The following is a 20173-nucleotide window of genomic DNA, read 5'->3' on the forward strand; positions in this document are numbered from 1 at the left end:
ACCCGAGGAAGCCCTCGACTGTGCCTGCGGCCTCTACCTCAACGACCACACCGCCTGGATCGAACCCCCGACCAACTAACAGGCGCGACCACTAGTCCACGAGTGCGCCGCAGCTGATGTTGGCCGTCGCGGCGGTCATGGTGCGGGCGCGATCGGAGGCCACGAACGCGGCCACCGCGCCGACGTCGGCGAGCGTCGCGGGCCGGCCGAGCATGGTGGTCTTCGCGATCTCATCCGTGACCGCCTCGGCGTGCGCGAAATCCGCGGGGAGCGATTCGGGCACGCCACCGGACCGCAGCGTGACGGTGCGGACGCCGTAGCCGCCCAGCTCCGCGGCGAGTTGCCGGCGCATGGCCTCGAGCGCGGCGAACGCCACCTGCAGGCCGCCGACCGGGTGGGTGCGCACCGGATCCCCGTCGCCGCCGAAGACGAGCACGACGCCGCCGCGCTGGCGCTTCATGTGGCGGCCGGCCGCGCGCATGGTGAGAAACGTCGTGCGCACCGCGGTGACCACGGGTTGTTCGTAGTCGGCCAGGGACATCTCGAGCAGCGGGGTGCCCTGCACGTCGCCGTGGGTGATGACGTTGACCGAGATGTCGAGGCTGCCGCCGGCGGCGACCACGGCGTCGGCGTGCTCGTCGACGGCCTGCTCGTCCAGGGCATCGAGCTCTTCGACGTCGGCGCGCCCGCCCGCCGCGCGGATCTCGTCGGCGACCTTGTCGAGCTTGGCGCGGGTGCGGCCGGCGAGGAAGACGCGTGCGCCCTCGTCGGCGAACGCGCGCGCGATGGCGCCACCGATCGCTCCGCCACCGCCGTAGACCACTGCGTTCTTTCCTTCGAGCAGCATGGGCTCTCCGTTCGTCGGGCTTCTGCTTCCACCCGTGCGTCGAACGAGGTGCTCAGGAATCGACAGGATCTCCGACGTTTCGCACGACGAGCACGATCCGGCGCCCGTGCAGCTCACCACGTTCCATGCGGCCGTGCGCGTCGGCGGCTTCGGCCAGCGGCACCCGCTCCACCGCGCGCGGGCGCAGACCGCCGGCGCCGAAGCGCTCGTTCAGCGCCACCGCCGCGTCGGCCAGTTCGGCGGCCGTCGCCCGGGAGATGACGAACCCGACCACGGACTGGTCGTTGAGGTACAGCTCGCCCGCGGGCAGCACCGGCCGGCTGCGCGGTCCCGCGAGCAGCACGATCCGGCCACGGAACGCCAGGTGCGCCACGGCGGTCTCGAGGTCGTTGGTGCCGGAGGTGTCCACGTAGAGGTCGATGCCGTCCGGCAGCTCGGTCTTGCGGTAGTCCAGAGCCACATCGGCCCCGCGAGTCACGCAGTGGTCCAGATCCGCCGCCGACGCCGTGGCCACCACGCGCGCACCCGCCGCGGCGGCGAGCTCGATCAACGCGGTCCCGACGTTGCCGCCACCACCGACGACCAGCACGGTCTGCCCGGCGCGCAGCCCACCGTGCGTGAACAACGCCAGATACGCCGTGGCCGCGGGGTGCACCGTGGCGACAGCGTCGAACGGATCCACTCCGGCGGGCAGCCGGTACAACCGATCCGCCGCGACGGCAACCCGCTCGGCCGCCGCGCCCTGCCGCCCGCCGTGGCCGAGGCTGTTGCCCCACACCGTTTCCCCGGCCGCGAAGCCGTTCGCCGAGTCCACGACGTGGCCGACGAAATCGCGCCCCAGCACGAGCGGCCACGGCCCCGGCACCGGCCACATCCCGTTGCGCACAAACGTGTCCACCGGATTCACACTGCTCGCGACGACGTCGACAAGCACCTCACCGAGCGCCGGCACGGGATCGGGGAGCTCGCCGAAGCGGATTTGCTCGACCGGGCCGGGCTTCTCGACGAACGCAGCCTTCACCCACGCGAAGCTACCAGCGGTCCGACCCCGGTTTTCAGGGCCGGACGGCACCCATCGGGTTCGGGATCGGCAGGCCACCCGCGTCGACGATCGCGCGGCTGAGGGGTTCGGCCAGCTCCAGGACGCGGTCCACGGCGTCCGGGCCGAGTGCGTCGAGCGGGTCGGTGGCCAGGCGGTCGGTCATCTCCTCGACGTCACGGCGGACGGCGGCGCCGCTCGCCGTGAGGCGGCCGGCGGAATCGAGCAGGCCGCGAGAAAGCAGGCGGGCTGCCGAGTCGGCCCACTCTTCGTCGGTCCAGCCGCGGGCGCGCTGGACGAGCTCGCGCGTCGTGGCGCCGGCGGCGATGTGGGTGAGGCTCGCGTCGAGGCCGGACAGCCCGGAGGAGACGCCGGCGAGCACGTGGCCGTCGCCGCGGTGTTCCCGCAGGGCACAGGTGGCGAGCCAGAGGCGGGCGAGCGGACGATCGGGACGGTCGGCCGAGGCCCACGCGGCGGCGAGCGGCCGGCCGTCGAACCGGCAGCCGGCGACGGCGCGTTCGAGCAGCCCGGTCAGTTCGTCGACCGCGGAACCCGGCGGCAGCAACCGCGCCAGAGCGGTTTCCACCGCGAGAATCCGGCTCTGCAGCACGTCTTCCGGCTTCGCGAACGTCCACGCGTCGGGCAGGGCGCGCGCCACCATCCCGGGTGCGAAGCCGTAGAACATCGACGTGACCGGCCCCGGGCCGATCGGGCCCAGTGGCGCCGCGCGGCCCGCGAAGTACCCCATCCACCAGCCGCGCAGGCCCACTTCCTTGGCCGCTGCGGCGGGTTCCGGCGCGAAGTAGACGACGGCGTGCAGCGGCTCCAGCGCGACCCAGAACCGCCTGGCCAGGCTCGAATTCGGCTCCATGGCGATCAGCGTACGCACGCCAGAAGGCCCCTCCACCCGATGAGTGGAGGGGCCTTCCGTAGCTCGATTGTCAGGCGAGCTCGAGCCCGTAGGACTGCAGCTCGAGGGTGAGCGGGTAGAAGTAGCTGGTCACGGTGTCGCCGCCGGACAGGGTGCCGAGGCCCTTCGAGCCGTCGTACGCCGGGCCGCCCGAGTCACCGTGGTCGGTGTGCGCGGTGGTGCCGAACTCGTGGTTGAGCACGCCCACGTCGAAGTTCACGGACTCGTCGACCGAGGTGACCTCGCCGCTGCCGCCCCCGGTGGTCTGGCCCTGCTTCTGGATCTGCTCGCCGACGGTCGGCGTGCCGGCGCTGCTGATGATCTGGCCGGTGTTGATGGCACCGTCACCCGAGCCGTTCGGGCGGGTCAGCAGGCCGGAGTCCGCACCCGGGCAGTCGCTCTCGACCACGCGGGCGCCGGAGACGTCGCCGCCCGACCAGGTGCCGCCCTCGTTGGTGCAGTGGCCGGCCGTGAGCATCATCGGCTCGCCGCCACGGGTGACGTTGAAGCCGAGGGAGCAGGTGAATTGGCCGTTGTTGATCGAGTCGCCGTCGGCGATGTAGGTCGACAGCTTGCCGGCGCGGTGCTCGATGCGGGCGGAGTCGCCCAGCTTCGCGGCGGCCGCGGTGACCTTGTCGACGGTGGCCTTCGAGGCCGCGTCGTAGATCTTCACGACGACCTGGTTGTTCTTGGTGTCGATGCCCCACGCGGTCTGCGGCACGTTCTGCACGGCGTCGAGGGAGTTCTTGGCGTTGGTCAGCGCGGCGAAGCTGTGCTTCACCAGCTTCGTGGCGAAGCCGGCAGCCTCGGCCTTCTGCTGGGCGGCCGCGTCGGTGACGTTGACGATGGCCTTGCCGTTGTCGAGGTAGATGCCACCGCCCGACAGTCCGAGGCTGTCGACGACCTGCGTCGCCTGCGTGATGGCCTGGGCCTGCATCTGCGCGAAGGCGAGCGGGCTGGCCGAAGCGGCGTTCACGCAAAGGCCGGCGGTGAGCGCCGCCGCCGAGAACACGGTGAAACCGGCGACGAACGTTTTCCGGGAAGTCATCGACTCTTCCTCCAGTTGAGCTGGACGGATCCTGCGCGAACGGCTCGCGCGACCACGGTGCGACTTCCCTCACTTTTGTTTCCAGGAAACCAACGCGCTACCGACGAAGGTTGGTTAATAACCAAGCCAGCCGGGCAAATCGGACTGGACACACCCGTTCGGCGCAGGCACAGTAGGCCAAACAGCCGTGTGACCGCACCGTTCACCGGGACCGGTCGCCCATTGGACGCCACGAGACCATCGCGGGGCGGAGCTCCCGGTTAAGGTCGGCGCGTGCCCGACACCGAGCTGAGCCACACGTTCACCGTGGCCGCACCGCCCGCGGACGTCGTCGCCCACCTGGCGGAGCCTTCGAACTACGTCGGCTTGTCACCGCTGGTGGTGGCGGTGCGCGACGTCGCACAGGAAGAGGGGCTGACGCGGTACACCGCGGTGGAGCGGTTCCGCTTCTTCGGTTTTCTGCGCCACGACAACCCGATCGTCGTCACGCTCCGCACCACCGGCTCGGCGGCCGTCCACGGCGACGTGGTGTCGCCCGGCGGCGTGCGGATGGGTTACCGGTTCGACCTCGAGCCCGACGGCGGCGGCACGCGCGTCACCGATACGCTGCGGCTGCACACGCCGCCGGGCCTGCTTCGCTTCGCCACTTCACGGGCCCGCGCGGTGCAGCTCGCCCGCGCGGGCGTCCTCGCCGAGCGGCTCGGCTAAGTCCACAAAGGACTTACTGCGCGGCGGAAGTGCCTTCCGGCCACTGGACGTGGTCCTCGTAGCCGGTGTGCTTGCGCAGGAACGCCGCGATGAACGGGCAAACCGGCACGATCACCCCACCGTTGGCCACGACGTCGTCGAGCGCGTACGTGGCCAGCGTGGTGCCCAGGCCGCGGCCGCCGAAGGCCTTGTCGATCTCGGTGTGGGTGAACACCGTCTGGTCGCCGCGCAGGAGGTACTGCGTGAAGCCGGCCAGCTGGTCGTCCGCGTACACCTCGTAACGGTGCTTCTCGTCGTTGCGGACCACGCGGGTCTCGTCGCTCATTCGTCGCTCCTCGAAGTCTGGGCGTTCAGGTCAACGTCGGACAGCTTGCCGTACTTCCCCGACGCCCGTTGATCTTCACCGAAGAATGACGCGGCGGCCAGAGAAACGACTCAGGCGTGATCCGGGCTGGGCCGCCCGGGCTACACGGTGCGAGCGATCGGGTGGAACGCCTGCGCGGACCTTCCGGGACGCCGGGCGCGTTTGGTTGATTCTCCGGGTCGGTGACCACCACTGGGAAGGCCAGGACCGCGCTGTGCAGCCGTTCGCTCTGCCCGAGTTCTACATGCCCTACCCGGCCCGGCTGAACCCGCACATCGAAGGTGCGCGGGAGCACAGCAAGGCGTGGGCGTACACGATGGACATGATCGACGTCCCCCAGCACGGCACCGTGATCTGGGACGAACACGACTTCGACTCCCACGACTACGCGCTGTTGTGCGCCTACACCCACCCGGACGCCGGCGCGACGGAGCTCGACCTCATCACCGACTGGTACGTCTGGGTCTTCTACTTCGACGACCACTTCCTGGAGCTGTTCAAGCGCACCGGCGACATCGACAGCGCCCGCGCCTACCTCGACCGCATCGCCCTGTTCATGCCGGTCACGGGCGCCATCACGGCGACCGCGGAGAACCCCGTGGAGCGCGGGCTCGAGGACCTGTGGAACCGCACCGTCCCGCATCGCTCGCAGGGCTGGCGCCGCAGGTTCGTCGAAAGCACGCGCAACCTGCTGGACGAGTCCCTGTGGGAACTCGCCAACATCAACGAAGGCCGCGTCTCCAACCCCATCGAGTACATCGAAATGCGGCGCAAAGTCGGCGGTGCGCCCTGGTCCGCGAACCTCATCGAGCACTCGGTCCACGCCGAAGTCCCCGACGCCATCGCCGCCTCCCGCCCCATGGAAGTCCTGCGCGACTGTTTCGCCGACGCCGTCCACCTCCGCAACGACCTGTTCTCCTACCAACGCGAGGTCGAAGACGAAGGCGAGCTTTCCAACGGCGTGCTCGTCTTCGAGAAGTTCCTCGGCTGCACCACCCAGGAGGCGGCCGACGCCGTCAACGACCTCCTCACGTCCCGGCTGCACCAGTTCGAACACACCGCCCTCACCGAGGTGCCGGCCCTCTTCGACGAACACGCAGTCGATCCGTCCGGCCGCGCCGAGACCTTCGCCTACGTCAAGGGCCTTCAGGACTGGCAGTCCGGCGGCCACGAATGGCACCTGCGCTCCAGCCGCTACATGAACGAAGGCGCCCTCGACTCGCGCGGCGGACCTGAACTGCTGCGCGGCCCGACCGGCTTGGGCACCTCGGCCGCGCGGATCTTCTCCTCGCTGGTGGGCACCACTCCCCAGCGATTGCGCTCCTTCTCCCACCAGCCGCACGAGATCGTGGGCCCGATCGTCCGGCCCGAGATCCACATGCCGTTCAAGCTCCGCCTGAGCCCCCACCTGGCCGCCGCCCGCGACCACCTGGCCGAGTGGTGCACCTGCATGGGCTTCCTCGACGGCGTGGTCTGGGACGACCACAAGATGCGGGCCATGGACCTCCCCCTGTGCGCGGCCGGCATCCACCCGGACGCTTCCCCCGAGGAACTGGACCTGACCAGCGCTTGGCTCGCCTGGGGCACCTACGGGGACGACTACTACCCGGTGGTCTTCGGGGCCACCCGGAACCTCGCTGCGGCGAAGGTGGCGACGGAACGCTTCAAGCTCTTCATGCCCCTCGAGGACGAGCCCATGCCCGTTGCCGACGGTGCGTTGGAGACCGGCCTCGCCGACCTCTGGCTGCGGACCGCCGGGCCGATGAGCCTGGAATCGCGCCACGCCTTCCGCAAGTCAGTTGTCGACATGTGCGAGAGCTGGCTCTGGGAACTGGCCAACCAGGCCGAGAACCGAATTCCGGACCCGATCGACTACGTCGAGATGCGGCGCAAGACTTTCGGCTCGGACCTGACGATGAGCCTGTCCCGCATTTCCCACGGGCGCTTGGTACCGCCGAAGATCTACCGAACCCGGACCATCCAGGCCATCGAACACTCGGCCATGGATTACGCTTGCCTGCTGAACGATGTTTTCTCGTACAAGAAGGAAATCCAGTACGAAGGCGAGCTCCACAACTCGGTACTGGTGGTACGCAACTTCCTGGACGTGGACGAGCAGACGGCGTTTGACATTGTCAATGATCTGATGACCGCCCGCATGAAGGAATTCGAGCACGCCGTCGAGGTCGGGCTGCCAGGCCTGTTCTCGGACTTCTCCCTCGACAACGACATCCGGGCCGCACTGACGGCTTACACGGACGAACTGAAGGACTGGATGGCAGGGATCTTGAACTGGCACGAACGTTGCGCCAGGTACACGGAAGAAGAAATCCGCCGCCGCCCCGGCGTGCCGGAGGAAGCGCCCGCCACACCTGCCTTCTCGACAGGCCCGACAGGCCCCGGCACAGGCGCACTGCGGATTCCTTCCATCCTCCCAGCCGCCAGGTAACCCACCCCAGGCCAACCACCTACTGCCAACCCCCCCACTATCCGACGGCCAACCCCATCTCCCCAACAGACGGCGGGTCCCCGCAACCCAAGATCTCTCCAACCAACCCCCGACCTTTCCCCGGCCGGCCCCCGACGAAGGTGAACCAACACGGCTCGGGGTAGCTTGTCAAGGTACTCTTTCCCGCCTTGACAAGCTACCCCGAGCCGTCGTGACAATTGAAACTTCGGGGAGCCATGTGCAATTAATCTTTTGACCTTTTGGCCTTTTAAACGGAAAATATTAAAATACGATGCAGATGGCTAGCCCCGCTGCGCTCAATGGTTCTACGGGACTTGCTTTGCGTCAAGGCCGGAAAGAGTACCTTGACACAAAGCAAGTCCCGTAGAAGAAAGTGCTTCGCCGGGGGCCGGCCGGGGGAAGGTCAGCCGGAGAAACCGACGGCTTTGTCAGGCGGTTGGGTTGGGAGTCGTGTCTGCCGATCGGTGACCATTGGGCAGATGGTTGGCCGTCGTGCCGGTGCGCCCGGTGGATGGTTGGGCTGCGTGACGGTTGGGAAGGTGACCGTTGGCCGGATGGGAACCCCGTCCCTCCGGGCGTCTGCGCAGGTGGACGAGCTGTATAGCGAAGTCGCGCCAGGCAGCAACAGTGCCCAAGATCGACCCGATCAGGGTGCGACCCACCACTCCTCCGGGCGTTTTCGCCCTCCTCAGGTGATACTCGAGGCGTGAGAGGCTTGAACCTGCACTTCCTCGGCCACGCGACGACGCGAGTGGAGCTCGGTGGACGGGTGGTGCTGACGGACCCGGTACTCACAAAACGTGTCGGGCCGTTGACGCGGGTGGTCCCGCTGCCCGATTCGTCCGCCTGGGCCGAAGTGGACACCGTCCTCATCTCTCACCTGCATGGCGACCACCTGCATCTTCCCTCTCTGCGACTGCTCAGCAAGGCGCGGATCGTCGTCCCGAGAGGCGCGGGTTGGTGGCTCACGAAGCACGGAGTCCACAACGTCGAAGAAATCGCCCCCGGAGAAACCGTCCACGACGGTGACCTCCGGATCACCGCGACGGAAGCGGTCCACTCCGGGCACCGTTGGGGACCACGGCTCACCCACGGGCCGCAGAGCCCAGCGCTCGGCCACCTCCTCGAAGCGGGCGGCACCAGGGTCTACTCGGCCGGAGACACGGACCTCTTCGAAGGCATGAAGCAACTCGGCCCGGTGGACGTGGCCCTGCTCCCTGTCTGGGGATGGGGTCCCAACCTCGGCCCCGGGCACCTCACCCCCGAGCGGGCCGCCGTCGCAGCGGGGCTGGTCAAGGCCGCGGCGGTCGTTCCCGTCCATTGGGGCACGCTGGCCGTGCCCGGAATCCACCTGACGAAGCAGATGAAGAAGCTCCTCCTGGAACCACCGGAAACGTTCAACGAGCACGTGGTCGAAGCGGGCCTGCCGACGGACGTCCTGATCACGCGGCCCGGCGCCGAAGTGACCTTGCCCGCCCCCGAGGAACGGGCGTGAACTGGTCGGACCCGTCGGCGATCGGCTACCCGGCGCTGTTCGGCGGGGTCCTGCTGGGGTCGGTGATCCCGATCGTGCCGACGGGAGCGTTGGTGGGTGCGGGGGCGGCCGTCGCGACGACGACGGATCACCTGTCGCTGCCCCTGGTCATTCTGCTGGCGATCGCGGGCGCGTATCTCGGGGACGTGCTGACGTTCGCCGTGCCCCGGTTCGGGAGCGAACCGCTGCTGCGGTGGGTGGAGAAGCGCCAGCAGGCCGAACGGCTGGCCAAGGGGCGGGAGCAGTTCGCGCGCCGGGGCTGGCAGCTCGTCGTCATCGGAAGGCTCGTGCCGGCCGGGCGCATCCCGGTGCTGCTGGCCGCCGGCACGCTGGGCTACCCGTGGCGCAAGCTGCTGCCGGCGGGGTTCGTGGCCTGCGTGTTGTGGGCCATTGCCTATTCTCTGCTCGGCATCCTGAGCGGCGGCATCTTCGATTCGCCGTTGATCGCCACGCTGCTGGCCACCGTGCTCGTGCTGCTGGTGACCGTGTTGTTGACGGTGATCAGCAAGTTGCGCGCGCGGGCGGCCGAACGGACTGGAGGACATCAGTGACGACACCCGCTCCGTCGAAGGGGCGCCTGCTGGGCGGCGGCCGGGTCGTCGCCCGCGTGGTGCTGGTGTGGGCCGCGGTGACGGGCGCGTTGCGGCTGCTCGACATGTGGCTCGACGGGTTCAGCATGCGGTCGTGGTGGCAGCCCACGGTGTGCGCGCTGATCCTCGGCCTACTCACGTCCGTGGTGTGGCCGTGGGTGGTGCGGGTCGCGTGGCCGATCGCGTATTTCACGCTCGGCGTGGGCACGTACCTGCTGCTGGGCGCGGCGACGTTGGCGATCCTGCAGGCCGTGCCCGGCGTCGAGCTGTCCGGGTTCGGGACGGCGGTGATCATCACGGTGGTGATGTCGGCCGTCGGCGCGCTCATCTCGAGCGCGCTCGCCGTGGACGAGGACGAGATCTTCTTCCGCCGCGCGGCGCGCCGCCGGCGCAAGCACGCGCCCGGCGAGCACCTCGCCGAGGAACCACCCGGCGTCGTCTTCCTCCAGATCGACGGCCTGGGCTACGACACCGTGCGCCGCGCCGTCCGGGACGGGGACATGCCGACGTTCGCCTCGTGGCTGTCGGAGGGCACGCATTCGCTCACGCGCTGGCACACCGACTGGAGCTCGCAGACCGGCGCGAGCGTGTGCGGCATCCTCCACGGCTCCAACCACGACATCCTCGGGTTCCGCTGGTACGAGAAGGACCGCGACCACGTGATGGCGTGCGCACACCCGAGCGACGCCGCCGAGATCGAGCGCCGCCACACCAACGGGCGCGGCCTGCTCGCGGGAGACGGCGCCAGCCACGGCAACCTGTTCTCCGGCGACGCCGAGCACGTGAGCCTCACGATGAGCTCCATCCCGGTCCTCGTGCCGCGCAAGGTCCGCGGCCCGCGCCACGACTCCGTCGGCGCCGGCTACCGCGCCTACTTCGCGAACCCGGTCAACGTGCTGCGGACGTTCGGCGTCGCGCTCATCGACGTGTTCCGCGAGCTGTCGGCGGCGGCGAAGCAGCGGCGTGCCGGCGTGGTGCCGCGGATCCCGCGCGGCGGCTTCTACCCGCTCGCGCGCCCGGGCACCACGGTGATCGCGCGCGACGTGGTCGTCTCCGCGATCATCGGCGACATGCTCGCAGGCCGGCCCGTGGTGTACGCGGACTTCCTCGGCTACGACGAGGTCGCGCACCACTCCGGCATCGAGCGCTTCGACACGCTGGAGGTGCTGCGCTCGATCGACCAGCAGTTCGCGCGGCTGCTGCGCACGAGCCGCATCGCGCCGCGGCGCTACCACATCGTCGGGCTGTCGGACCACGGCCAGACCCAGGGCCAGGCGTTCGTCGACCGGTTCGGCGAAACCATGGAAGCCCTGGTCGGCCGGCTGTGCGGCGGCGCGCCCGTGGCCGAGCACGGCAAACGGCGGCAGGCCGAGAGCTGGCAGGTCAACGCAGCGCTCGCCGAGGCGACCATCACCGGCGGCCTGATCGCGCGCCGGCTGCGCTCTCGCGTCGAAGACGCCGAGTGCGCCGAGAACCGGCCGCGCACCACGAGCGGCTCGCCCGGCGAGGTCACGCGCGTGGCGCCCGGTGTGGTCTGCGTGGTGTCCGGGCACCTGGCGATGGTGTCGTTCACCGAGCACGAGGGCCGCGTGAACCTGGAGACGATCGAGCGCGAGTACCCGGACCTGCTGCCGACGCTGGTCGACCACGACGGCGTCGGGTTCATGCTGGTGCACAGCTCGGAGTTCGGCCCCGTCGTCCTCGGGCGCGACGGCTTGAAGCGGCTCGCGACGGGCGTCGTCATCGGCCAAGACCCGCTGGCGGACTACGGCCCGTACGCCGACGAGCTGGTGAAGCGCGTCGACACCTTCCCGCACTGCGCGGACATCATGATCAACAGCCGCTACGACCCGGAATCGGACCAGTCGTCGCCCTTCGAGCGGCACGTCGGGTCGCACGGCGCCCTCGGCGGCCCGCAGCAGCGCGGCTTCATCCTCCACCCGCGCTCGTTCCCGGCGCCCGGCGAGCCGGTCGGCGCGGAAGCGGTCCACCACGTGTTCCGCGGCTGGCTGACGTTCCTCGGCCACGGGGTGCCTGCGGAGGAAAAGACTTCGGTGGTTTCGGAGGTGGCTTCATGATCGTGTACGGCGCGAGCTGGTGCCCGGACGTCAAACGCAGCCGTGCGCTGCTCGACTCCCGCGGCGTGGCGTACGACTACGTGGACGTCGAGGCGGACCCCGCCGCCGAGGAACTGGTGCGCTCCCTGCAGGAAGGCACGCGCCGCATCCCGACCATCGTCTTCGCCGACGGCACCCACCTCGTGGAACCGTCGGACGACGAACTCGCGGCACGCCTGTGATCCTGCTGGACCTGCCGCTGGGCACCCGCGTCGTGGTCCGCTACCGCGTCGAGGGCGGCTTCACGGACGCCCTCGGTGAGCTGCGGGACCGGGATTCTTCTTCCTGCACGGTGGAAACGAAGCGCGGCCTCGTGGTGGTGCCACTGGAGGCGGTGGTCGCCGCCAAGCCCGTGCCACCGGCGCCAGCGCGCCGTCGTCCGAAATCGAGTGGCCCGCCGCCCGGGGATTCGTGACGATCGGCGCGTGTCTTTCGACGAGGTGGTGGCTGAGGCAACCTCCGTTTCCGTGGCGGGCTGGGATTTCTCCTGGCTCGATGGCCGCGCCACCGAGCAACGCCCGTCGTCGGGCTACCAACGCCTGATCGGCACCCGGCTCGCCGCCGCGCAGTCCGCTTTGGACATCCAAACCGGCGGCGGCGAAGTCCTCGCCGGAGTTTCTGCGCTGCCGCCGCTCACCGTCGCCACGGAATCGTGGCCCCCGAACCTGACCAAAGCGGCCACCTTGTGGCACCCCCGTGGCGCGACCGTCGTCGCCGACACCGACGAGCCGCCTCTGCCGTTCCTCACCGATTCGTTCGACCTGGTCATCAGCCGCCACCCCGTCACCGTGTGGTGGGACGAGATCGCCCGCGTCCTGCGCCCCGGCGGCACGTACCTGGCGCAGCAAGTCGGCCCGGCCAGCGTCTTCGAGCTCGTCGAACACTTCCTGGGCCCCCAGCCGCCTTCCCCTCCGGCGCGGGCGCCACCCCGACCTCGCCCGCGCCGCCGCCGCACGCGCCGACCTGGACGTCGTCGACCTGCGCTTCGAAGAACTACGCACCGAGTTCTTCGACATCGGCGCGGTGATCTACTTCCTGCGCAAGGTGATCTGGATGGTCCCGGGCTTCACGGTCGAGGCCTACCTGCCCCGGCTGCGCGCCCTCCACGGCCGCCTGCAGGACGGCCCCTTCGTCGCCACCACCACGCGGTTCCTGATCGAAGCTCGCAAACCCTGAATCAGCCCTCTCGGGCGATAGCCGCCTCGATGCCGTCCAGGAGGAGGTCCAGGCCCGACTCCAGGCTCAGCCGGGCCTCTCGTTCGAGGTACGGCTCGTCCGAAGGAACCGGCGGCTGCTCCGAACCCAACCGGCCCACCAACGGATACCGCGAGACCAAATCCGGTACCAGCTCCCTCAGCACCGCGGCCCGCGAGAACCACCAGTCCTCTTCGGACAGTCCTGTCTCGCGGACGGCCTGCCGCGATTCGGCGGCGATCTGCACCGAACCGCGCACCGTGTTGAGCAAGACGCCGACGATCCACCGCACCCGCGAGGCAGGCAGACCGGTCGCGAAGAGAACCCGCAACACCAGCTGCTGCATGCGGAACTCCCCCGGCCCCAGCACCGGCCGGGCGTGGGAAACCTGCAGCAACCAGGGGTGCCGCAGGTGGAAGTCCCAGAGCTCCCGCGCCAGAGCGACCACCGCCGGGCGCCAGCCGCCGGACAGGTCGTGGTCGTCGCGCAGCTCGGTCAGCGTCTGGTCGTACATGAGGTCGATGAGCTCGGTCTTGCCCGGCACGTATGTGTACAGCGCCATCGCCGTGCGGCCCAGCCGCTCCCCCACCGCCCGCATGGACAGCGCGCCCATCCCCGAAGCGTCCGCGATTTCCACGGCCGCCGCCACGATGGCGTCCACGCTCAGCCCGGGCTTGGGCCCCGGTCCGCCGCCACGAGACGCGACGTCCTTGCGCCACAAGAGCTCCATCGAGCGGCGGGCGTCCCCTTGCCCGGCGAAGACGACCACGTGGAACCCCCTGTGACGGCGACTCCTTACAGCATAAAGCCCGGGTCAGAAACCGAGCGCGGTGGCCGTCAGCACGTATTTGCCCTGCAGCAGCTCGCCGCGCATTTCCGGCGTGATGGCGCGCGACGTGTCGGTGTAGGTGCCCGGAGACGCGGTCTGCACGGCGTACACGAAGTTGCTCACGCTCGGGTCCACGACGAGGCTGATCGTCGGCGTCAGCGTGGGTGAGAAGCGGTTCACGGCGCGCACGTACGTGAAGACCGAGTGCACGACGGTGTCGGCCGCGGCCGAGTCGGTCGCGCAGCCCGTGGCCGGCGCGGCGGGCAGGCCGGCGGTGGCGTCGTTGAACGCCGTGGCCACCGGGTTCGCCGAGGCGTTCGGGTTGGCGCCCATCCCTGCGACGATGGCCTCGACGCGGGAGTCCAGCGCCGCCGCGACCTCACCGACCGCGGCGCACCGCAGCGGCGACGGCGGCATCGGCACGGTGGACGCCGACGCGGGCACGGCGGCCGCCGCGAGCAGGGCCGGCGCGGCGATCAGCACGGACACGAAACGGCGGAGCGACACGGCGGGTTTCCCTTCCCCGGCAACCAGGACGAGTCACCCTAGCCAGCGCCCCGCCGACCACGACATTCCCCGGTCGGGCGTCACACCACCGTGTGGCGCCCGACCGATTCCACAATGGACTTCCAGGGCGGAACTAGCCCGCCAGCTCGATCGCCAGCGCGGGACAGATCTGTGCCGCCTCGCGGACCTGGTCGTGCAGGTCCTCGGGCGGGTTCTCATCCAGCAGCACGACGATGCCGTCGTCCTCGCGCTGGTCGAACACCTCCGGCGCCGCGAGCACGCACTGGCCCGCCCCGACGCACCGGTCCTGGTCGATGACCACCTTCATCTCAACAGTCCTTTCGCGAGCGTTTCACCAGGTCACCGGCAGCGAGTGCACGCCGTAGACCAGCATGTCGTGCTTGAAGTCCAGCTCCGCCAACGGCGCCGCCAGCTTCAGCGTCGGGATCCGCCGGTAGAGCGTGCTGTAGACCACCTGCAGCTCCACCCGCGCGAGCGGCTGGCCGAGGCACTGGTGCACGCCGTAGCCGAACGCAACGTGGTGGCGCGCCTTGCGCGTCACGTCGAGTTTGTCCGGCTCGGGGAAGGCCTCGGCATCGCGGTTGGCGGCGTCCGAAGCGGCGATGAGGCCGTCGCCCTTGCGGATCCGCTGCCCGGCGACCTCCATGTCCTCCAGCGCGACGCGCCGGCGTCCCGTGTGGACGATCGTGAGGTAGCGCAGAAGCTCCTCCACGGCGTTGGCGATCAACGCCGGGTCACCGTCGCGCACGAGGTCGAGCTGGTCCGGGTGCTCCAGCAGCGCCACGGTGCCGAGCGCGATCATGTTGGCCGTGGTCTCGTGGCCGGCCACGAGCAGCAGCTGGCCCATCGCCGCGACATCGTCTGCCGTCATGGTCCCGGTGGCCACCTGCTCGGTCGCGAGACGGCTCAGCACGTCGTCACCCGGTTCCTTCAGCTTCTGCTCCACCAGCCGGCTGAGGTAGGCCAGCAGTTCCTCGATCGCGTCGAGCGACTGCTGTGGCGTCGCCTCCCGCGAGATCAGCACCTTGCTGAGGCGGTGGAACAGCGCGCGGTCGGCGTACGGCACGCCGAGCAGCTCGCAGATCACCAGCGACGGCAGGGGCAGCGCGAAGGCCTGCACGAGGTCCGCAGGCTTCGGCCCGGCCAGCATGTCGTCGATCAGCTCGTCGACGATCTTCTGGATGCGCGGGCGCAGGCGCTCCACCTTCTTGACCATGAAGTCGGCGGTCAGCATCCGCCGCTGACGGGCGTGGTCGGGGTCGTCCATGCTGATGAACGCCTTGGCGCGCTTGCGCCGGGCCGCGACGCCCGGCGCCTGCGGCGGATAGCCCGGCAGGTCGGTGTCGGCGCTGACGCGCGAGTCGCGTAGCAGCGCGCGGACGTCTTCGAACCGCGTGAACAGCCAGGGCTCGCTGCCGTCCCAGATCCGGACGCGGGACACCGGCTCGTCGTGCAGCCGCCGTTCGAGCTCGGGCGGCGGGTCGAACGGGCAGCGCCCGCGCGACATCGGGAACTCGGGCTCACGGGCGTCGGACACGGCTTGCGACGAGGACGAGAGGGCCTCCGTCATCGACAATCCCTCCTACGGAGAGCTACCAAACGATTGTTCGGCTACTTACTGAACACATGTTAGGCAATCTGGTGAAGAGTTGGCCAACTTGGAGGACAAGATCACCGGGACGGCCGAGAACAGCCGGGGGGAAACGGGAGAAAACGCCCGTGACTCAGGCGAAAACGAGCGAAATGAGCTCGTCGACGAACGGCATGACAGAGTCGGCCCCGCCCCGCGCGGGGGAGTTGTGGAACAGCGCGACGCGGCCGTGGGCGCCGACGAACGCGATCACGCCGGCCCGCTCGGCGGGCACTCTGAGCGAGAAGCCCGCGGCGTCGCACCGCGCGAAGCCCGCGGTGAGCAGTCCGATGAGGTCGGGCAACGGTCCCTTCGGGTACGCGTCGGGAGTCGCGCGGGTGGCTCCGTTGGCCATCATCAGCCGGTGGTGGCCGGGGTTGTCCATGGCGAAGCGGCAGTACGCGTGGATCAGCGCGCGCACGCGGCCGACGACGTCCGCCGGATCCTCGCTCGCCTCGGCCGCCTCCATCGCGGCGCGCAGCCGCGCGAACTCGTAGTCGAGCAAGCCCGCGACGAGCGCCGCGCGGTCCGCGAAGTGCTGGTAGATGCTGGCCGGCGCGATGCCGACCGCGCGGGCGACGCCGCGGATCGTCAGACCGTCTTCACCGCCGAGCTCGGACAGCAGCCGGCTGGCCGCGTCGAGGATCTCCCCGCGCAGCCGGTCGCCCTCCCCCCACCTGTTCCGGGTGCGCCCGGCGCTGACCTCGACTTCTTCCGCCACATGCCCATTCTTACCGCTTGACCTGCCCGGGCGTCGGACGGGTCGCCTCGTTTCGTCGTCGACCCGTCATCTGTGGTTCACCCCGGCAGGCCGGACATCTCGATATTTTTCTCCCGGTGGACGAGCAGGAGTGGCTGGACGACTTCCAGCGGCGCGTGGACGACATGCGCGCGAAAAGCGTTGCGTTGCAAGAAAAGCTCACCGAGGCCGAAGGCAAGGCCCGCTCGTCGGACGGCCTGGTCACGATCACCGTCACCCCCAGCGGCGCGCTGAAGAACCTGCACATCGACGACCGGGCTCTGCGTTCGTCAGGCGGGGCGCAGCTCACCGCCGCCATCATGGAGACCTACGGCAAGGCCCAGCGACAGGTGTCGCGCGAGGTCGCCGACGCGCTCGAGCCATTGGCCGGCGGCACCGAGATGATGGACGTGGTCCGGTCCTTCCTGCCCGCGCCGGAACCCGAGGACGACGATGTGCAGGACGCGCCACGTCAACCCGGTGAGCCCGAGGCCGAGGACCGCACTCCGCCGGCGCCCGCACCGCCGCGGATGCCGGTCGCCGGGGGTATGCCGCCCGCGCGGCCCGGAATGCCGCCCCGGATGCCACCCGCTCCCCCCGTTCCGCCGGCTCCGCAGCCGGGACCGCCCGTGCCGCCGCGGCCGGACCAGCAGCCGAGGCCGCAGCCGGGCCCGCACCGCCGCCGCATGGACGGCGACGACGACGAGATGCAGCCGTGGTGACGAGGGAGATGCGCTGATGGACGGGTACACCGTCGATCCCGACGTGCTGACGAAGTACGCGAGTGGTCTGGATGACCGCGGCGGCAAGGTGACGGCCGCGGCCAACCGCATCCAAGAGGTCAACGGGGGCGACATCAACGCGTTCGGCGTGGTCGTCGGCCAGGTGCTGGGGATCCCGACGCGCATCGCGCTCGGGGTGCTGCACGACCAGGTCAACGGCGCCGCGAAGGCGATCACGGACCAGGCCGGCAACACTCGTACGGCCGCGGACCAGTACCGCACCACGGAGACCAACCACGCGCAGGCCATCACGACAGCGGGGACCCCGACGTGACCACGACGTTCGACCCGAACGCCAAGCCCGACTTCGGCGCCGGGGTGGTGATCACCGACTCCAACAAGTTCTCCGGCGCAGGTTTCCTCGACTCGTACTCGTTCCTCATCAAGAGCTGCGAAGACATGAAGACCGCCGACGACTCCGACAAGGCGGCCCTGGGCGTCTCGATCGGGCTCGGCGTGGTGGCGTCGGCCGTGGACACGGTGAAGTTCGCGCTCAACCCGCTGGGCAGCCTGATCTCCGCCGGGCTCGGTTGGCTGATCGAGCACGTGAGCTTCCTGCGCGAGCCACTCGACATGCTGATGGGCGACCCGGACCAGATCCAGCTGCTGAGCCAGGAAGTGCACACGATCGCCGAGACCATCCGGCAGATCGGCGAGGACCAGAAGTCCTCTTTGGACGGTGACATCAAGGGGTGGCAGGGCAACGCCGCCGACACGTTCCGGCAGCGCATGCAGGAGCTCGCCGCCGACCTGGACAGCAAGGCCCACGGCACCGACATCGTGGCGTACCTGATCCAGACGAACATGGCCATCATCGCCGCCGTGCGGGGTCTGTTCCGCGACCTCATCACCACGGTGCTGGGCGACATGATCTCCACGATGCTGATCGCGTTGGCGGCGGCTATCCCGACGTTCGGCGCGTCCATCGTCGCGGGCGTCGGCTGGTGCGTCACGCAGGCGACGCTCACCGCCACCTCGCTCGGCGCGAAGCTGGCGGCGGTCGTCGCGCAGGCCACCCGCTCGGCCGCGCGCATCGGCAACATCGTCAAGGGCCTCAAGACCCGCCCGGGCGCCGGCGGCGCCCACTCCGGCGACGACATCCCACTGGGCCCGGTCCCCACCCGCGGCGGCCCGGGCGGCAGCGCTGGGTCTTCCGGTGCGCACAGTGGTGACGATGCGGCGGGTCCGCCGCCGGTGCCGTCGAAGGATGAGGTGCCTCCGCCTGCGAGTGGCAGCGGTTCTGGCAGTGGTTCTGGCTCGGGCTCGGGCAGTGGCTCGGGTTCGGGTTCGGGTTCGGGCAGTGGTTCTGGCTCGGGCGGTGGCTTGGGCTCGGGCGGTGGCTTGGGCTCGGGCGGTGGCTCTGCCTCGGGCGGTGGCTCTGGCTCGGGCGGTGGCTCTGCCTCGGGCGGTGGCTCTGCCTCGGGCGGTGGCTCTGGCTCGGGCGGTGGCTCTGGCTCGGGCGGTGGCTCTGCCTCGGGCGGTGGCTCTGGCTCGGGCGGTGGCTCTGGCTCAGGTTCGGGCAGCGGCTCGGGCTCGGGCAGCGGCGCGAGTTCGGGCGGTGGCTCTGGCTCGGGTTCGGGCAGCGGCACGCACGCCGGCGATGACGCCGCAACACCTCCGCCCCCGACCCACAGCGGCGACGACGCCACCACCCCACCCCCGGCCTCCCACTCCGGCGACGACGTGCCGCCGCCCGTGCCCCCGAAGGACGATGTTCCCCCTCCGGCCGGCAGCAGCGGCTCGGGCACAGAATCCGGATCTGGCAACGGCTCCGGCAGCGGCACGCACGCCGGCGATGACGCAGCCACACCTCCGCCCCCGACCCACAGCGGCGACGACGCCACCACCCCACCCCCGGCTTCACACGTCGGCGACGACGTGCCGCCGCCGGTCCCGCCCAAGGACAACGTCCCACCCGCGGCGACCCACTCCAGCGACGACGCCGCCACGCCTCCGCCCGCCGGCCACGCGGGCGACGACGTCGGCACGCCTCCCCCGGCTTCACACGTCGGCGACGACGTGCCGCCGCCGGTCCCGCCCAAGGACAACGTTCCCCCGCCGTCAAGCCACACCGACGACGCGGCCACCCCGCCACCCGCCGGCCACGCGGGCGACGATGTCCCGCCGCCCGTGCCGCCCAAGGACGACGTTGCACCCCCGGGAACCCACTCCGGCTACGACAGCGCGACCCCACCTCCGGCCTCGCACGCCGGGGACGACGCCGCGCCGCCTCCGCCGAGCAGCCACTCGGGCGACGACGTGCCGCCGCCCGTCCCGCCCAAGGACAACGCGCCCCCGCCGGGCACCCACTCCGGCGACGACGCAGCTTCGACGGCCGGCACCCAGGGCGGCCACCATGGCGACGACGCCGCCTCCGACAGCAGCCACGGCGGCACCCAGGGCGGCCACCCCGGCGACGACGCCACGTCCGACAGCAACCAGGGCGGCACCCAGGGCAGCCACCCCGGCGACGACGGCACCCCGCCGTCCGCCAGCCACCCCGGCGACGACGCCGCGCCCCCGGCCAACCAGCCGCCCAAGACACCGTGGACGAAGGCGCACGAGGACTGGCTGAAGCAGCACCAGCCGGACGCCTACGCCAAGTACAAGTACCTCGAGAACCAGCTGAAGGCGAACCACCCGCAGGCCTTCTCGATCCTGAAGCAGTGGGTCGCCGACTCCGACAGCGCCAAGGAAATGTGGGCGTGGCCGGTCAAGGGCGGCCAGGAGATCATGAAGCAGATGCTCGACATCCAGAAAACAGCCGAAACCGGCTGGGCCAACGCCAACGCCGGCGGCGACTCCAGCGGCGGCCAGCCCCCCGCAGACGGCGGCCACTAGCCC

Annotated in this window: 20 protein-coding genes and 1 pseudogene; 11 read left to right on the plus strand and 10 right to left on the minus strand. The window is 70.2% G+C overall.

The window, feature by feature from the left end:
- Positions 1-91 precede the first annotated feature (91 nt).
- The 4 genes from AB0F91_RS35225 to AB0F91_RS35240 form a co-directional block, all read right to left on the minus strand.
- Positions 92-847 (minus strand): SDR family oxidoreductase, encoded by a 756-nt coding sequence (locus AB0F91_RS35225; protein ID WP_360604714.1) that lies wholly within the window; start codon positions 845-847, stop codon positions 92-94.
- Between the two features lie 52 nt (positions 848-899).
- Entirely contained in the window at positions 900-1868 is a 969-nt protein-coding gene (locus tag AB0F91_RS35230) for a zinc-binding dehydrogenase (protein ID WP_360604716.1), read from the minus strand.
- Positions 1869-1902: 34 nt separating this feature from the next.
- Positions 1903-2757, minus strand: a complete 855-nt coding sequence (locus AB0F91_RS35235; RefSeq protein WP_360604718.1) for a hypothetical protein — start codon at positions 2755-2757, stop codon at positions 1903-1905.
- Between the two features lie 70 nt (positions 2758-2827).
- Positions 2828-3844 carry a S1 family peptidase gene (locus AB0F91_RS35240; protein ID WP_360604720.1) on the minus strand — a complete coding sequence of 339 codons (1017 nt, stop codon included), beginning with the start codon at positions 3842-3844 and terminating at the stop codon, positions 2828-2830.
- A 273-nt stretch (positions 3845-4117) separates the two neighbouring features.
- Between AB0F91_RS35240 and AB0F91_RS35245 the strand changes: the two genes are divergently transcribed.
- Positions 4118-4552 carry an SRPBCC family protein gene (locus AB0F91_RS35245; protein ID WP_360604722.1) on the plus strand — a complete coding sequence of 145 codons (435 nt, stop codon included), beginning with the start codon at positions 4118-4120 and terminating at the stop codon, positions 4550-4552.
- Positions 4553-4565: 13 nt separating this feature from the next.
- Here AB0F91_RS35245 and AB0F91_RS35250 read toward each other — a convergent pair whose 3' ends face one another.
- Positions 4566-4877 carry a GNAT family N-acetyltransferase gene (locus AB0F91_RS35250; protein WP_360604724.1) on the minus strand — a complete coding sequence of 104 codons (312 nt, stop codon included), beginning with the start codon at positions 4875-4877 and terminating at the stop codon, positions 4566-4568.
- 253 nt (positions 4878-5130) lie between these two features.
- On the opposite strand from AB0F91_RS35250, the gene AB0F91_RS35255 reads away from it, so the two are divergent.
- From AB0F91_RS35255 to AB0F91_RS35285, 7 genes and pseudogenes are all read left to right on the plus strand, one after another.
- Positions 5131-7365: a germacradienol/geosmin synthase gene (locus AB0F91_RS35255; RefSeq protein WP_360604726.1), complete on the plus strand. Its 2235-nt coding sequence runs from the start codon at positions 5131-5133 to the stop codon at positions 7363-7365.
- Positions 7366-8092: 727 nt separating this feature from the next.
- On the plus strand, positions 8093-8881 hold the full coding sequence (locus AB0F91_RS35260) for an MBL fold metallo-hydrolase (protein ID WP_360604728.1): 789 nt from the start codon (positions 8093-8095) through the stop codon (positions 8879-8881).
- On the plus strand, positions 8878-9471 hold the full coding sequence (locus tag AB0F91_RS35265) for a VTT domain-containing protein (RefSeq protein WP_360604729.1): 594 nt from the start codon (positions 8878-8880) through the stop codon (positions 9469-9471). Before AB0F91_RS35260 ends, AB0F91_RS35265 begins: the two co-directional genes overlap by 4 nt.
- Positions 9468-11588: a phage holin family protein gene (locus AB0F91_RS35270; protein ID WP_360604731.1), complete on the plus strand. Its 2121-nt coding sequence runs from the start codon at positions 9468-9470 to the stop codon at positions 11586-11588. Before AB0F91_RS35265 ends, AB0F91_RS35270 begins: the two co-directional genes overlap by 4 nt.
- Positions 11585-11809 carry a glutaredoxin domain-containing protein gene (locus AB0F91_RS35275; protein WP_360604733.1) on the plus strand — a complete coding sequence of 75 codons (225 nt, stop codon included), beginning with the start codon at positions 11585-11587 and terminating at the stop codon, positions 11807-11809. The genes AB0F91_RS35270 and AB0F91_RS35275 overlap by 4 nt, the downstream gene beginning before the upstream one ends.
- Positions 11806-12042 (plus strand): ferrous iron transport protein A, encoded by a 237-nt coding sequence (locus tag AB0F91_RS35280; protein ID WP_360604735.1) that lies wholly within the window; start codon positions 11806-11808, stop codon positions 12040-12042. Before AB0F91_RS35275 ends, AB0F91_RS35280 begins: the two co-directional genes overlap by 4 nt.
- A 10-nt stretch (positions 12043-12052) precedes the next feature.
- Positions 12053-12803 (plus strand): annotated as a pseudogene (locus AB0F91_RS35285) (class I SAM-dependent methyltransferase).
- A 1-nt stretch (position 12804) separates the two neighbouring features.
- On the opposite strand, the gene AB0F91_RS35290 reads toward AB0F91_RS35285, so the two are convergent.
- The 5 genes from AB0F91_RS35290 to AB0F91_RS35310 all read right to left on the minus strand — a co-directional run bounded on the left by AB0F91_RS35290 (position 12805) and on the right by AB0F91_RS35310 (position 16529).
- The gene (locus AB0F91_RS35290) at positions 12805-13590 is read right to left on the minus strand and encodes a TetR/AcrR family transcriptional regulator C-terminal domain-containing protein (RefSeq protein ID WP_360604737.1); all 786 of its coding nucleotides are present in this window, start codon (positions 13588-13590) and stop codon (positions 12805-12807) included.
- Between the two features lie 45 nt (positions 13591-13635).
- Positions 13636-14157 carry a hypothetical protein gene (locus AB0F91_RS35295; protein WP_360604739.1) on the minus strand — a complete coding sequence of 174 codons (522 nt, stop codon included), beginning with the start codon at positions 14155-14157 and terminating at the stop codon, positions 13636-13638.
- A 133-nt stretch (positions 14158-14290) separates the two neighbouring features.
- Positions 14291-14485, minus strand: a complete 195-nt coding sequence (locus AB0F91_RS35300) for a ferredoxin (protein WP_360604741.1) — start codon at positions 14483-14485, stop codon at positions 14291-14293.
- A 24-nt stretch (positions 14486-14509) separates the two neighbouring features.
- Positions 14510-15748 (minus strand): cytochrome P450, encoded by a 1239-nt coding sequence (locus tag AB0F91_RS35305; RefSeq protein ID WP_360604743.1) that lies wholly within the window; start codon positions 15746-15748, stop codon positions 14510-14512.
- A 154-nt stretch (positions 15749-15902) separates the two neighbouring features.
- Positions 15903-16529 (minus strand): TetR/AcrR family transcriptional regulator, encoded by a 627-nt coding sequence (locus AB0F91_RS35310; RefSeq protein WP_360604745.1) that lies wholly within the window; start codon positions 16527-16529, stop codon positions 15903-15905.
- A 116-nt stretch (positions 16530-16645) separates the two neighbouring features.
- Between AB0F91_RS35310 and AB0F91_RS35315 the strand changes: the two genes are divergently transcribed.
- The 3 genes from AB0F91_RS35315 to AB0F91_RS35325 are packed head-to-tail and all read left to right on the plus strand — an operon-like array spanning position 16646 to position 20170.
- The gene (locus tag AB0F91_RS35315) at positions 16646-17269 is read left to right on the plus strand and encodes a YbaB/EbfC family nucleoid-associated protein (protein ID WP_360604747.1); all 624 of its coding nucleotides are present in this window, start codon (positions 16646-16648) and stop codon (positions 17267-17269) included.
- A 16-nt stretch (positions 17270-17285) separates the two neighbouring features.
- A complete protein-coding gene (locus AB0F91_RS35320) occupies positions 17286-17603 on the plus strand; it encodes a type VII secretion target (protein ID WP_360604749.1) in 318 nt (105 codons plus the stop codon).
- Positions 17600-20170, plus strand: coding sequence for a hypothetical protein (locus AB0F91_RS35325; RefSeq protein ID WP_360604751.1), 2571 nt, complete (start codon positions 17600-17602; stop codon positions 20168-20170). Before AB0F91_RS35320 ends, AB0F91_RS35325 begins: the two co-directional genes overlap by 4 nt.
- Positions 20171-20173 lie beyond the last annotated feature (3 nt).

Source organism: Amycolatopsis sp. NPDC023774 (assembly GCF_040639695.1).
Taxonomy (GTDB): Bacteria; Actinomycetota; Actinomycetes; order Mycobacteriales; family Pseudonocardiaceae; genus Amycolatopsis.